Raw genomic sequence first — 13,743 nt, 5'->3', positions numbered from 1 at the left:
TCAGCCTCCTATGGCTTCAGCGGGATCAACTTTTAACGCGGCGCGAATCGCCATGACGCTCGCCAGCGTACACACCACCACGATCACCAGCAGCCCTAGCACAGCATCCAGCGGTAACAGCAAGACGTATTTGGGGAAAACGGGTGCCCACAAGGTCGCCACCGTTTTGCCGATAATGAAACCCACCAGCCCCAAGCCGAGCGATTCCTGCAAAATCATCCACGAAATCGTGCTGTTGCGCGTGCCGATCAGCTTCAACACCGCAATTTCGCGGATTTTGCCCAGCGTCATGGTGTAGATGATGAACGATACAATCGCGGTGCTGACAATGGTGAGGATGACGAGAAACAAGCCGATTTGCTTGGCGGACGTGGCAATCAGTTTTTTCACCGAAATCTCTTCCATGTCGGCGTAGGTGTAGGCTTGCAAGTGTTTCCAGCGTTGGATGTCTGCCGCCAGTTGCGTCGCATCCCAGCCCGCCCGCACTTGCACCAGCACGGCATTGACGTTGTGGCTGGTGGTTTGGCTCATCTGCACCGCTTCCAGCAAACCCGGCACGTTGGGGCGGTTGAAAGCGGGGTTGGCGGCGGTACGTTCACGCCCGCTCACAATCGCGTCGTTGTCTTTTTGGAATTGTGCCGCTTGTGCATCCGCCAGCGGGATAAACACCATCGGGTCGCCGCCGGACGATACCGTGCGTTGGCTCAAGCCGACAATGGTGTATTCATTGCGGCGGATACGGATTTTTTCGCCCAGCTTGAAACCGGCTTTCACGTCCGCCACGGCTTCGTAATGCGAACGGGTCACGTGCCGTCCGGCAATCAGTGACGGCGGCGCACCCGGTTGCCCCGACCCGAAACCGACGACCATGACGCGGGTATCCTTGCCCTGATGCTGCACCTGCATGGTGAAATAGGTGACATTGGCGGCTTGTTGCACCCCCGGCATTCCCAAAATGCAGCGGTACACATCGTCGGGCAGGCTGGACGATTCAGCGTAAGGCCCTTGGGTATCTTTTTGCACCACCCACACATCCGCCTGACTGTTGCGCAATAGCACCTGCGCGTCGTCCACCATGCCGCGAAAAATCCCCGCCATCGACAACGTGACCCCAATCAGCAAACCCAAGCCAATGCCGGTGAGGACGTATTTTGACCACGAATGCGCAATGTCACGGGCGGCAAGGCTGATCATAATGCCGTTACCACTTTGATTTTGCTGTCGGCACTGAGGGCTTTGCTGGTGTAGACCACGATGGTGTCATCCGCCTGCAAGCCGCTGAGGATTTCTACCTGACCGTCGAGCGAATGGATGCCGGTTTGTACGGGGGTGAATTGCAGGCTGTTGTCAGGGTTGAGTTTCCATACGCCGGATTGCCCCGTTTGTTGCTGAATGGCGGCGTTGGGAATCACCAGCGCGGAATCTTTTTGTCCGGTTTGCAGGGTGACTTCCGCCAGTTCGCCAGAGGATAACGCAGCGGGAACAGGGGTGAACGCGATGCCGACAAGGCGTTCTTCGGTGACGCTATCGCTTAACGGTTCGATGCGTACCAGCTTGCCGGGTAAGGCTTGTTGCGGGGCAGAACGCAGGGTGATGCTTGCCGTTTGCCCCGCTTGTAAACCCAAGGCAAGGCGTTGGTCGATGCGGGCTTTGACCCAGTAGCTTTGCGGGTCAGCAAGGGTGAGAACCGCCTGACCTGCAACCAGCGTTGTGCCCGGTTCGGCATCGCGGCTGGTGATCATGCCTGCAACGGGCGCGGTCAGGGTGAGGTTGGCTTGTTGCTGGCGCAAGGCTTGTTGTTCGGCTTGCAGGCGTTGCTGTTCCTTTTTGGCGACAGCGGCGGCGGCATGGCTGGCTTCCACTGCGGCTTGGGTAACAGCTAAATCTTGCTGGCGGGCATCGCTGCTGCTTTGGCTGACGAGGGCTTTGGCGGCAAGGCTTTGCTGGCGCTGGGCTTCGTGCTGGGCAAGGGTGAAACGGGCGTTCGCTTCCTTGGTTTGCGCGTTGGCACTGGCGATGCTGGCAGTGGCACGTTCGGCGGCTAAACCAGCGGCTTGAATGCGGGAATCGAGGTCAACCGCATCCATGATTGCTAAGGTTTGCCCCGCTTGCACGCTGTCACCGACATCGACCAACACTTGCTGGACGCGCCCCGCAGCCGTGGGGCCGATGCGGTAGTTGTAACGCGCTTCCACCGTGCCAATGCCAAACACGCTGGCACTGATGGCTTGGTTTGTCACCGTCGCTACCGTGATGCGGGTGGCTGCCATTGGCCCTTGTTGGGTCACGACCCAGCCAAAACCGCCCAGCACCACCACGACAATCAGCGGTAACAGGATTTTTTTCAATAACGGCGATGTCATGGCGCAACCTCCTGACGGATAGCACTTAAATACAATGCCCACACGCCTGCCATCATGGGCTGAATGCTGGTGCTTGAACCCAGCAACATGGCTTGCATCACCAAGCCCTGAATCGAGCCGATGAATAAGGTGGCAGCACTGCGTTCATCCAGACTTGGCGAGACTTGCCCAGCGGTTTTGGCTTGCTGGAGTACGCGGATCAGAATGCCGCTGTAGGTTTGCAACATCGCCGCGACTTGCTGCTTGACGGGGGAAGCGGCGGGTTGCTGCAATTCGTGGAAAATGAAGCGCGGCACACCGGGGTTTTCCTGCACAAATTGCAGGTGGGCGCGAAAAATGTTACCGAGGCTGGTCAGCGGGTCGGGGGATGACTGCGCCGCCGTTTGCACCAAGGGCATCAAGGTAGCTTCCAGCCATTGCGCCACGTTCAACCAGATCGCCTGTTTATTGGGAAAGTGGCGGAAGACCGCGCCTTGGCTCAAGCCGACTGCTTTGGCAATGTCGGTGGTGGTAATGCTGGCGGGTTCTTGCTGTGCCGCTAGATTTAGCACTGCCTGCACCATTTCGGCTTGACGGGCTTGTGCCGGTTGGCGTAGGGAAACAGTGGCAGCATTCATGGCAGGTATTCCAGTGTTTATGTTAGCGAGTACTTACTAACATAGTACGGCGGACACGTGCGAAATGCAATCCCTGTGTTTATCGCCCGGTCAGCAAGGCATACAACTGCGGCAATTTCTGTGGCAACTCTTCCGCCTTTTTCACCAGCACCCAGCCGTTTTGCCCAAACAGACGCGGCAAATAATCTTCCGCCTTATCGTCGATGGTGACGCAAAACGGTTTCAAGCCTTTGCGCCGCGCTTCCTGTAACGCCATGCGCGTGTCTTCCAGCCCGTAACGCCCTTCGTAAATGTCGAGGTCGTTGGGTTTGCCATCGGTCAGCAGCAATAGCAGTTTTTGCTGCGAAGGCTCGGCTTCCAGCAATTGCGTGGCGTGGCGGATCGCAGCACCCATGCGGGTGTAATAGCCGGGTTGGGTAGCCATAATGCGTCCGCGTACTTGCCCGTCGTAGCGTTCGGTAAACTTTTTCAGGTGGTAAAAGCGCACGTTCTGGCGATTGAGCGAGTTAAAGCCGTACAGGGCGAAACGGTCGCGGGTGGCGCTCAGGCTTTCGGCAAACAGGATGAGTGCGTCACGTACCACGTCCACCACCCGCGAGGTATTGCTGACCCAACTGTCGGTGGACATCGAAAAATCCGCCAGCAACAGACACGACAAATCACGTCCTTGTTCGCGGCAATCGCGGTAGACCATCGGCATATCGACTTGCCCGCGCTGGCGTTCGGTGAGGTGCAGGATGTAGCTGTCGGTGTCGAGTTCTGCGCCGTCTTGCTGGTGATTGCGCCATTCGCGGCGCGGTTGCAGGGCTTCAAAGCGGCGGTGTAGTTGGCGGGCGGGGGCTTGCAAACGGGCGGGTAAGGCGAGTTCTTGCGCTCCACGCGGCAGCATGACTTGCAGGCGGCAATGGTCGGGCAACAGGCGTTGCTTACGGTAATCCCATTCGGGGAGTGGGATGCCTTCCCCTTGCGGAATGTCGTCGTACTCGGCGTTGGGTAAATCCAGATCGAGTTTGATTTTCTGGGAACTGGCTTTACGGTCACGCGCTACGGTGATCACGTCCATGTCTTCAGCAGCGCGGGCGGCATCGTCGTTGGGGTCTTCGTCGGTGGTGCGGTTAACGGGGGTGTATTCTGTCCACGAAAACAGGCTTTCAAGGCGGAATAGTAATAAGCCGCTGTTGCCGTCGGGCATGTCGGTGCGTTCGGCGCGTTGGCGTTTGCTGCTGGCGGCGGGGGCTTGGCTGTTGGAGTTGGATTCGGGAGGCGCGGGTGCTGCTAAGGAAACCGGCGTGGTGGGTTGTGGGGTGTTGGGTGGCGGAATGAGGGTTAGGGGGAGTTCGGTGGCTTCGGGGTGGATGGTTTGCCATGCGGTGAGGAGGCGTTGGTGGCGGGTTGTCGGACTGAAGTCCGACCTACTGGCGGTGGTGGTTAGCCACAAATACATTTCGCGATTCAATTCACGTTGTGGGAATAGGGCGATGCTGTCGGGCAAATTCAGGCTTTCCGCATCACGCCATGCTGCTTGCGTTTTTAGCCCTGTTCCGGCAATGCGTTGCATGAGATTGCGCGGGGCATTGCTGGCAACGTCGGTGCTTTGGCGGATTTGTAAACCCGCGTCGCCGCTCAAGGCGCGTAATACAATGCCAAGGGTTTTGCGCATTTCGTCCAAATTGACCCGCGCTTGGGGGTATTCATGGTTTACACTTTGCGTAACCAATTTGTGCCAAACTTTACCTACCCATTCTTCCATTGTTAGCCTTTATTGCATGAAATTAGATAATTACACCCTGACTGTCTTGCACCGCTCGCCGCTGTTTCGCGCTCTTGAGCCGGATCAGTTCAATGCCTTGGTGGATACGGCGCATTTGTACACCTTGAACGAAGGCGAATTCCTGTTTCGACAAGGCGACCCGCTGAACGAAGTTTTCGTGTGCAGCAAGGGCTTTATGAAACTGTTCCGCCTGACTCCGAATGGTGATGAGAAAGTGGTGGACATTATTGCCCCCGGTAGCAGTTTCGCCGAAGCGGTGTTGTTCATGGGCGGGCAGCAATATCCGGTACACGCGGTGGCGCTCAAACCCGCCATCGTTGTCGGCATCAATGCAGCGCAATACGAACAAATGCTGCGATCTTCCATCGACCTGTGCTTCGGCATGATGGGGCTGATGAGCCGCAGGATGCACTGGTTGCTGAACGAAGTGGACCGTTTGACGCTGCATAATGCTACTTTTCGCCTCGTGATTTGGTTGCTGGAAATGCGGTGCAGTGATGCTGCTTGTGACCGCATTGTGCTGGATGTGCCGAAGCATGTAGTAGCTTCGCGCCTGTCGATCAAGCCGGAAACCTTTTCGCGCATCCTCAAGCGCCTCACCAGCCAAGAACTGATTGCGGTGAATGACCAGCACATTACCTTGCTGGATGTGGCGGCGTTGGAGGCGTTGGTGCGCATCGAGCTTTAAGCGAAAAATGTGTTAACCACTTCCATCAAGGCTTCCACCGTTTCGGGGTCATCGGTCAGCGGCTCAACCAGCGCGGCACGGCAAGCTGCGAGTGGCTCGAACCCGTCCTGCATCAGCGTAGCGGTATAGACCAGTAAACGGGTGGAGGCGGATTCTTCCAGATCGTGTTCTTTTAGCACCCGCAAGGCGTTTGCCAGCTTGACCAATTGCGCGGCAAGTTTGTCATCCACCCCGGTTTCTTGCGCCACAATGCGGGTTTCGATCTCTGGTTTGGGATAGTCGAAACGCAGTGCCACGAAACGCTGGCGGGTAGAGGGTTTCATGCCCTTGAGCAAATTCTGGTAGCCGGGGTTGTAGGACACCACCAGCATGAATTCGGGCGGGGCGTGCAAGATTTCGCCAGTACGTTCGATGGGCAGGATGCGGCGGTTGTCGGAAAGTGGGTGCAAGATCACGGTGGTATCTTTACGGGCTTCCACCACTTCGTCCAGATAGCAGATTGCGCCTTCGCGCACGGCACGGGTTAAGGGGCCATCGTTCCAGTAGGTTTCGCCATCGCCGATGAGATGCCGCCCGACCAAATCCGCCGCGCTTAAATCGTCGTGACAGGCAACCGTGTACAGCGGTCTGCCCAGCTTGGCTGCCATGTGTTCGACGAAGCGGGTTTTGCCGCAACCCGTGGGGCCTTTGAGCAAGACCGGCAATTGGCGGCGGAAAGCGTGTTCAAATAGCGTCACTTCCTGCGCTTGGGCTTGGTAATGCGGGATGGCGACTGTCATTACAATTCCACCTGCACATTCAATTGGCTGAGGAATTGCGCGGTAACAAAATCCATCGTGCTGATGTGTTGTTGCAGCCATTCGCGCCAGTGTTGTATGTAATCCTGCAACATAGCGGTATCACGTTCGTGTAACCATTGCTGTTGCACACCCAGCAATTGCAGTAACGCCGTCTCATGTTCACCCTGATGGCAGGGCGTGGCAAAGAAATCGTATTCGTGCATCAAGCGTTCTTCGCGGGCAAAATGTGCCCTGGTGTGTTCGACCCAGGCGGCAATTTGCGCGTCGATGGCGGCAGGCTCGGCAGCGTTTTCGAGGTCTGCCAGCAAGCGAGACACCAGCGCCAATTCATCGCCATGTACCGTGTTCATAAACGGCATTGCCACATTCGGCAACGCATCCCAATCCGCAGCGTAAGGTTCAGTGTAAGCCATTGTCATACCCTTTGAAGTCAAGCATCGCGCAAGGGTAGGGCATGGCGGTGTGGGGGGCATTGATTCAGGTCAAGGGCTGTTGCGGTGATTAGGTTACATCCCCAACCCATACGCCAGCAAAATCAACCCCAACACCAGCACCAACCAGCCATGCACCAGCATTCGCCAACGCACTGCCACGCCGCGCAAGCCCATAAAATCGGCAATCACGAAATGCCCTTTGATAAATACCGAAGCCAACAACGCCAACACCAGCCATTGCCCGTGATAACCCGCTTGCCCCGCCCACCAAGTCAGCAAGGTCAACACCACCAATAACAACCACACCAGCCAAACTTTCATGCCATCACCTCATCACGTAAACCAGCGGAAACAGCACAATCCACACCAGATCAACCATGTGCCAATACGACGCACCCGTTTCCACGCCCGTGTGTTGCGTGGCGGAGTAGTCGCCCGTATGCGCTTTCCACGCGACTGTACCAAGGATAATCATCCCCATAATGACGTGCATGAAATGGAAAAACGTCAACGACAAGTAAAACATGTAGAACGTATTGGTGCTAAGGCTGATGCCATGCGCAAACTTGTCGGCAAACTCAATGCCTTTGAGGATAAGGAATAACAACCCCATTCCCGCACCAGCCAACAGCCAGTTACGGCACAGCACTGCCCTGCCTGCTTTGATCGCCTGCACCGCCAACACCACAAACAAACTACCTGTCAGCAAAATCACCGTATTCGCCGCACCAATGTCACGGTTCAAGGTTTGCTGGTAGTGATTGAACAGCTCCACATTGCCGCTGCGGGCAAAGGCGTAAGAGGCGAAAAACACCGCGAACACCAGCAATTCGGCGAGGATAAAAAACCACATCGCCAAGTCCCCCGGCAGGGGAACAGGGCGAGGTGGGGAGGAGGAAACCGATGGTGTATTTAGTAAACTCATGCCACGCAGCTTAGGTCAGCCAAACACCACCAACATTGACCCAAGTCAAGATCAACACCCCTCACTTAACCCAAGTCAAGGCACGGCTTACTCACTGTTGCTTTACTGGTGGCATTCCTCAACCTCCAAGGAGTCCGTGTCATGCCGAAAAAATTACTCGCGATCCTCATCGCCGCTACCAGCCTGAATGCCGTTGCTGATACCCCTGACACCCTCGATGACATTACCGTGACCGCCACCCGCACCGAGAGCAAAGTCAAACAAGCTCCCAGCAGTGTCACCGTGATGACCCGCAAGGATATTGCCCAAAAAGGCGGTGAAAACGTGCTGGAAGCCCTGCGCGGCACACCCGGTATCAACCTGCAAGGCGTTGGCTCAGGCGGACGCAAAACCATCAGCTTGCGCGGGCTAGAAAGCAAACACACCCTGCTGCTGGTTGATGGCAAACGCCTGCCTGCCAGCAACGATGTCATCGGCCCCAACACCGACTACCAATACGACTGGATTCCGGTCGAACAAATCGAACGCATCGAAGTCGTGCGCGGCCCACTATCCGTGCTGTACGGCTCGGACGCACTCGGCGGTGTCGTCAACATCATTACCCGCAAACCCAGCCAAACCCCAACGGGTGATGCCAAACTTGCCAGCCGCACTGCCTCCGGTGACGCTGGTGGTGATGGTTATGACGTGGAATTCAACCTCAGCGGCGGGGTACGTGACAACCTGCAACTCAGCATCGGTGGGCAACAATCGCGCCGTGCCGCAGTCGCCAGCCAGCTCGACCCACGTCAATCTGCCATCGAAGGTCGTGACAAACAGCAAGTCGCCCTCAGTGCCGACTGGCAACCCGCAGCCGGTCACAACGTCAAGCTGGAACACAGTGCAGGGCAGGAAGAACGCTGGTATGACACCGTGACCCGTACCAACACACCTTACCAAAGCCGTTACAATCTTGACCGCCAACAAACCTCACTGAGCTGGAAAGGCTCGCTAGGCAACACCGTATCGTCAGTGCGTGCCTACCAAAGCAGCGTTGACATCACCAACCACGCCACTGCGCCCGGCACTGCCACTGACCCGCAAACCTTGCAAGACACCGTGGTGGAAGGCAATACCCGCTTCACCCTCGGCGACAACCATTTCATCACCACCGGCGTAGAACACCGCACCGAACGGCTGGAAAACCCCAAACTTTCCGGCGGCAACGCCGAAATCACCCTCAAATCCGCCTACGCCCAAGACGAAATCGCCGTCTCCGAGCGTACTCACCTTACCGTCGGGGTGCGCCAAGACGAACACGATACCTTCGGTGGCGAAACCAGCCCGCGTGTTTCAATCGTTCGCGATGTCAACGACAAACTGACCCTCAAAGCCAGCTATGGACACGGTTTCCGCGCCCCGACCATCAAACAGGTATCCCCCGGTTACAGTTTCCAGACCGGCAAAATCCTCATCAAAAGCAACCCCGACCTGCAACCGGAAACCAATGACGCGCTGGAACTGGGCGCAAGCTATAGCAACGGCAAACTCAACCTCAATGCTGCTGTTTTTGATAACAAGGTGAAAAACCTGATCGACACCCGCCTGAACAGAACGCTTGCCGGTGGCGTGCAGGAGTGGCTTTATGCCAATACCGACGAAGCCCGCTTGCGTGGCGCAGAAATTTCCGCCGACTTGCCAATACATGAGGGGCTAAAGCTCAACACCAGTTACCAATACCTCGATGCCAAAGACGGCAATGAGCAACGGCTGGAACGTCGCCCACGCCATACCCTATCCGCAGGCGTTGCATGGGAGAAAAACGGTTGGAAAACTAACCTGCAAGCCGAACACCTTGCCGATCAAACCATTGCTTCACCCACGACAGGCATTCAGGCGGACGTGCCGGATTACACCTTGTGGAATGCGGGTGTGCGCAAAGCTGTCAGCAAGCATCTGGAGCTTGGTGTCGGTATCGAAAATCTGACGGATGTCCGGTTGGAAGAAAAATCCACCGCCTTCCGCCATGAAGAATACCCACGGACGGTGCGGCTGGAACTCAAAGGAAGTTTCTAAATAAAAAAGGCGGATAAATTATCCGCCCCCTTGCCTCACTAGCATCGCCTATTATTAGTAAACGTCGTTCACCGTGTTGTACACGTTGAATTTACCCGTCGGGGTAATCAAACGGTCATCCTTGATGACTTTTTTGAGTTTGCGGGTCTTGTCATCGATAACAACAACTGCTGACTTTTGGTTTTTCCCGTTCCACACCGATACCCAGACTTCATCGCCTGCCTTGTTGTACTCAGGTTGCACCACCCGTTTCGGCCCCTCGCCCAATTCTGCCCATTCGGCAATCGGCAGGGCTTCAAAGCCTTTATCCAGCCCGTTGATGTCAAACACCGCCAATGACTGGCTGAGTTTTTCATCGGGATTCAAGCCGGTGTCTACCCACAAATTGGTCGATTTGGGGTGCGTTTTGATGAAGAGTGAACCGCCACCTTGACCTTTAAGGGTTTCGACAACTTTCCACGCATTGTCTTTATGGCCTTCGGGATCAGTGCCGATCAAGGTGATTTTTTCATTGCCCAACGCACTGGTTGCCCAGACAGGGCCGTATTTGGGGTGAACGAAATTTGCGCCACGTCCCGGATGTGGAATTTTATCCACGTCAATCAGTGCCGAGAGTTTGCGCTCTTTCGAGTCGATAACGGCTACCTTGTCGGACTGATTCGCCGCTGTCAGGAAATAACGGTGGGTCGCATCCCAACCGCCATCATGCAAGAAGGGCGCGGCAGGAATTGTCGTGACACTCAGGTTATCAATGTCTTCGTAATTGACCAGCAAGACTTTGCCAGTTTCCTTGACGTTGACAATGAATTCAGGGTGTTCGTGCGAGGCAACAATTGCCGCCACACGCGGTTCAGGGTGGTATTCCTGTGTGCCGACGACCATGCCACGGGTGGAAACGATTTGCTTGGGTTCGAGGGTATCGCCTTCCATAATCACGTACTGCGGTGGCCAATACGAACCGGCAATGGCGAATTTGTCTTCAAAGCCTTTGTATTTGGATGTATCCACCGAGCGGGCTTCCATCCCCACTTTGATTTCCGCCACGGTATCAGGCTTTTCCATCCACAAGTCAATCAGGTTGATTCTGGCATCGCGCCCAATCACGAACAGGTATCGCCCGGAGGCAGACAAGCGCGAAATATGTACCGCATAGCCGGTCTTGATAATATTGATGATTTCTTTGGTGTCGCCGTCAATCAAGGCGATTTCCCCCGCATCGCGCAAGGTCACTGAGAAGACGTTTTCAAGGTTGTAGGCATTCATTTGCTTGGTGGGGCGGTCTTCTGGTTTAACCACCATTTTCCAGCTTTCTTTCATCTCCTTCATGCCCCATTCGGGCGGTTGGGGCGGCTCATGCTGCACATAACGCGCCATCATATCCACCTGTTCGGGGGTTAAATCACCGGATGTTCCCCAGTTCGGCATCCCCGCTGGTGAACCGTAGTTGATGAAGGTTTTAAGGTATTCCGTGCCTTTAGCACGTGTAATATCGGGGGTTAGCGGCTTGCCTGTCGCACCTTTGCGTAATACACCGTGACAACCGGCACAACGCTCGAAGAAGATTTGCTTGGCTTGATCGAATTCCGCAACCGTCATGGGTGGGCCTTCGGAAGTAATCATGTTTTTGGCGGCTTTGGGGTCAACCGCCGAAGGTGCACCTTGATAGCTACCTTGGGCAGCCTCAACGTGATCTTTGGCATTGCTTGTTTTGGCTTCGGCCTTGTGAATCGCTGCGGGGTCTTTAGGATCGGTGACTGCCGCAGTTTCGGCGTGGATAAGCGTGGATGCTGACAAAATCGCCGCAACCAGCAGACTCAGTGACAATGGTTTCATGGAAACGCCTCCCGTTTCTCGCGTTAAGTAATCGTTACCTAACGCTATACTGCTACCGCTAGTAGGGTTATACCTTGACCTCGGTCAAGTGCGTTTTTCCACAATACTTGCACCTTTCGCCACCACTTTGGCACGTTCGCCATCCACCCATTGCAATAATGGAACACCACTGGCGTGTTCCTGCACCTTGTCGCAGGCATCAATACAGCTCATTGGGTGCAAGTGAACATATTGCGTTTGATGGTGCGTGGTTTCAGGCGCATGGGGCAGGCATGTTCACAAGACGCATCGCAATCGCTGCACAGCTTGGCACGGGGGCTATCGAAACCGACCACCAAGGCTTTGCGGTTTGCCATCCAGATAAAACTTTGGGCAACAATGAAATCCAGCCGCCCACGCCTACGACCAGAAAAATTGGCAGGAATATACGCAAGAAAATACTGCCCACCATGTCGATGCCGTCACTTTGCACAGTAAAGCCCAGCCGCCAAGGTTCACCCAGAAAAAACAGGTGATTGACAGTCAAATCAAACCGGAACAAATCCAGCGGCGGGGCAAGTACAAATAACGCAAAAAAAGCCACGCGGGCTAACAAACGGTAGCGTTGCATATTCACACCTAACTGGCACATTGCCCCGATTCAAACTCATCCAGCCATGCACCAATTACCGCTTCACTGGCTTGACGCAACGCTGTGCCGTAGTCTGTGGCTTGCTGACGCAATGACGACAAATCAATTCCGGCACTTAATAATTCGGTGCAATGCCCAATCAACCATTGTTCAATACGGCTGGTATCCGCTTCCAGATGAAATTGCAACGCCAGCGCATGATTGCCCACCGCGAATGCCTGATGCGGACACAGCGGTGTTTGTGCTAACGATTCCAATCCCGCCGGAATCTCAAACTGGTCGCCGTGCCAATGCAAGACCGGTAAGCCCGCAGATAAATATTGTAATACTGATTGACTACCCGCCGCCGTCAAGGTCAACGGTGCAAAGCCAATTTCCTTGGCAGGCATCGGTGCAACCTGCGCACCCAAGGCTCGCGCCATCAATTGCGCCCCCAGACAGATACCGAGTGTGGGCAGACCTTGCTGTAAACGTTCGGTGATTAACGCCATTTCAGGGGTGAGAAAAGGGTACAAAGCATTGTCATAGGCTCCAATCGGTGCGCCCAAGACCACCAGCAAACCAATCTGGGCATTGTGCAGGGCGGTCAGTGAATCGACTCCAATATCACAATAACGCAGGGTATAACCACGCTGTTCCAGTACAGGTTGCAAGGTTCCCAAATCTTCAAACGCCACATGACGGATGGCGACTACGGTTTTGTGCGGCATCACACTACTCCTTGTTACACATAAAAAAACCGGCTGGAGAGGAGTCTTCAGCCGGAGTGAATGCCGTCTTTAGTACACATTTACCACCAAAGGAGTTGACGGCTCGATACTACAGAAAGGGTTTGTTACGCTGCTTTCGCCTTACGATCCGGCAGGAAACTCAGGATAAACAAAATCACCCCGATAAAGAACACCAAGCCAGACACTTCGCGCATCCAGTAGAACAGGCTAACTTTCTCTTGCACCACCATAAACGCTTGCGGCGCATCGGTGTAACGTTGTAGGTAAACTTGCAGAATGCCTGCGCCGGTCAGGAACAAGGTGATGAACACCATTGACACCGACATCAGCCAGAACGACCACATTTCCAACACCTGCTTACCATTGCTTTTGGCTTGCTGCCCGTGCATGAGCGGCCATGCGAACGAAATAATCGTCAGTACCACCAACACATACGCGCCGAAGAATGCCAGATGCCCATGTGCGGCGGTGATTTGCGAGCCGTGGGTGTAATAGTTGACGGGTGCAAGTGTGTGCATGAAACCCCAAACGCCTGCACCTAGGAATGCCAATACCGCCGTCCCCATTGCCCACAACACTGCTGCTTTGTTGGGGTGTTCGCGCTTGCGCTTATTGATCACATTAAAGGCAAACAGGGTCATGATGAAAAACGGAATCGGTTCCAGTGCTGAGAAAATCGACCCCCACCATTGCCAGTATCCCGGCGCACCAATCCAGTAAAAGTGATGCCCTGTACCGATAATGCCGGTAATCAACGCCATCGCAATGATCACATACAACCATTTTTCAATTACTTCGCGGTCAACACCCGTGACTTTGATCAGCACGAACGCAAGGATGGAGGCAAGGATCAATTCCCTATACGCATCAACTTTAACCCGCGAAAGCGGTCTCC

15 protein-coding genes are annotated in these 13,743 nt (G+C 55.1%); 2 read left to right on the top strand and 13 right to left on the bottom strand.

Annotated elements, in window-relative coordinates; genetic code table 11:
- From BLV87_RS16560 to BLV87_RS16545, 4 genes are all read right to left on the bottom strand, one after another.
- Positions 1-1,194, bottom strand: coding sequence for an ABC transporter permease (locus BLV87_RS16560; protein ID WP_093070477.1), 1,194 nt, complete (start codon positions 1,192-1,194; stop codon positions 1-3).
- Entirely contained in the window at positions 1,191-2,363 is a 1,173-nt protein-coding gene (locus tag BLV87_RS16555; protein ID WP_093070475.1) for an efflux RND transporter periplasmic adaptor subunit, read from the bottom strand. The genes BLV87_RS16560 and BLV87_RS16555 overlap by 4 nt, the downstream gene beginning before the upstream one ends.
- Complete coding sequence (locus tag BLV87_RS16550; protein WP_093070473.1) at positions 2,360-2,980, bottom strand: TetR/AcrR family transcriptional regulator; 621 nt, start codon at positions 2,978-2,980, stop codon at positions 2,360-2,362. The genes BLV87_RS16555 and BLV87_RS16550 overlap by 4 nt, the downstream gene beginning before the upstream one ends.
- 79 nt (positions 2,981-3,059) lie before the next feature.
- On the bottom strand, positions 3,060-4,730 hold the full coding sequence (locus BLV87_RS16545) for a nitric oxide reductase activation protein NorD (RefSeq protein WP_093070472.1): 1,671 nt from the start codon (positions 4,728-4,730) through the stop codon (positions 3,060-3,062).
- Positions 4,731-4,746: 16 nt separating this feature from the next.
- Here BLV87_RS16545 and BLV87_RS16540 point away from each other — a divergent pair, with 16 nt between their 5' ends.
- On the top strand, positions 4,747-5,439 hold the full coding sequence (locus tag BLV87_RS16540; protein WP_175518012.1) for a Crp/Fnr family transcriptional regulator: 693 nt from the start codon (positions 4,747-4,749) through the stop codon (positions 5,437-5,439).
- On the opposite strand, the gene BLV87_RS16535 is transcribed toward BLV87_RS16540, so the two are convergent.
- The 4 genes from BLV87_RS16535 to BLV87_RS16520 form a co-directional block, all read right to left on the bottom strand.
- On the bottom strand, positions 5,436-6,218 hold the full coding sequence (locus tag BLV87_RS16535; protein WP_093070468.1) for a CbbQ/NirQ/NorQ/GpvN family protein: 783 nt from the start codon (positions 6,216-6,218) through the stop codon (positions 5,436-5,438). The genes BLV87_RS16540 and BLV87_RS16535 overlap by 4 nt on opposite strands.
- The gene (locus tag BLV87_RS16530) at positions 6,218-6,652 is read right to left on the bottom strand and encodes a bacteriohemerythrin (RefSeq protein ID WP_175518010.1); all 435 of its coding nucleotides are present in this window, start codon (positions 6,650-6,652) and stop codon (positions 6,218-6,220) included. Before BLV87_RS16530 ends, BLV87_RS16535 begins: the two co-directional genes overlap by 1 nt.
- Before the next feature lie 93 nt (positions 6,653-6,745).
- Complete coding sequence (locus BLV87_RS16525; protein ID WP_093070464.1) at positions 6,746-6,994, bottom strand: cytochrome C oxidase subunit IV family protein; 249 nt, start codon at positions 6,992-6,994, stop codon at positions 6,746-6,748.
- 4 nt (positions 6,995-6,998) lie between these two features.
- A complete protein-coding gene (locus tag BLV87_RS16520; RefSeq protein WP_093070462.1) occupies positions 6,999-7,598 on the bottom strand; it encodes a cytochrome c oxidase subunit 3 family protein in 600 nt (199 codons plus the stop codon).
- A gap of 141 nt (positions 7,599-7,739) precedes the next feature.
- On the opposite strand from BLV87_RS16520, the gene BLV87_RS16515 reads away from it, so the two are divergent.
- Positions 7,740-9,653, top strand: coding sequence for a TonB-dependent receptor plug domain-containing protein (locus BLV87_RS16515; RefSeq protein WP_093070461.1), 1,914 nt, complete (start codon positions 7,740-7,742; stop codon positions 9,651-9,653).
- A gap of 54 nt (positions 9,654-9,707) precedes the next feature.
- On the opposite strand, the gene BLV87_RS16510 is transcribed toward BLV87_RS16515, so the two are convergent.
- The 5 genes from BLV87_RS16510 to BLV87_RS16495 form a co-directional block, all read right to left on the bottom strand.
- The gene (locus tag BLV87_RS16510) at positions 9,708-11,486 is read right to left on the bottom strand and encodes a nitrite reductase (protein WP_093070459.1); all 1,779 of its coding nucleotides are present in this window, start codon (positions 11,484-11,486) and stop codon (positions 9,708-9,710) included.
- A gap of 84 nt (positions 11,487-11,570) precedes the next feature.
- A complete protein-coding gene (locus BLV87_RS19520) occupies positions 11,571-11,708 on the bottom strand; it encodes a hypothetical protein (RefSeq protein ID WP_175518008.1) in 138 nt (45 codons plus the stop codon).
- Positions 11,709-11,739: 31 nt separating this feature from the next.
- Positions 11,740-12,096, bottom strand: coding sequence for a hypothetical protein (locus BLV87_RS16505; protein WP_139282212.1), 357 nt, complete (start codon positions 12,094-12,096; stop codon positions 11,740-11,742).
- An 8-nt stretch (positions 12,097-12,104) separates the two neighbouring features.
- Positions 12,105-12,827: a glutamine amidotransferase gene (locus tag BLV87_RS16500; RefSeq protein WP_093070456.1), complete on the bottom strand. Its 723-nt coding sequence runs from the start codon at positions 12,825-12,827 to the stop codon at positions 12,105-12,107.
- A gap of 125 nt (positions 12,828-12,952) precedes the next feature.
- Positions 12,953-13,743, bottom strand: a 791-nt coding sequence (locus BLV87_RS16495) for a cbb3-type cytochrome c oxidase subunit I (protein ID WP_175518006.1), incomplete at its 5' end; no start/stop codon positions are given.

The sequence above is a fragment of the Thiothrix caldifontis genome, from assembly GCF_900107695.1.
Classification (GTDB): domain Bacteria; phylum Pseudomonadota; class Gammaproteobacteria; order Thiotrichales; family Thiotrichaceae; genus Thiothrix; species Thiothrix caldifontis.
The sequence above is the reverse complement of the archived record's forward strand: the minus strand, read 5'-3'. Positions and strand labels throughout refer to the sequence as shown.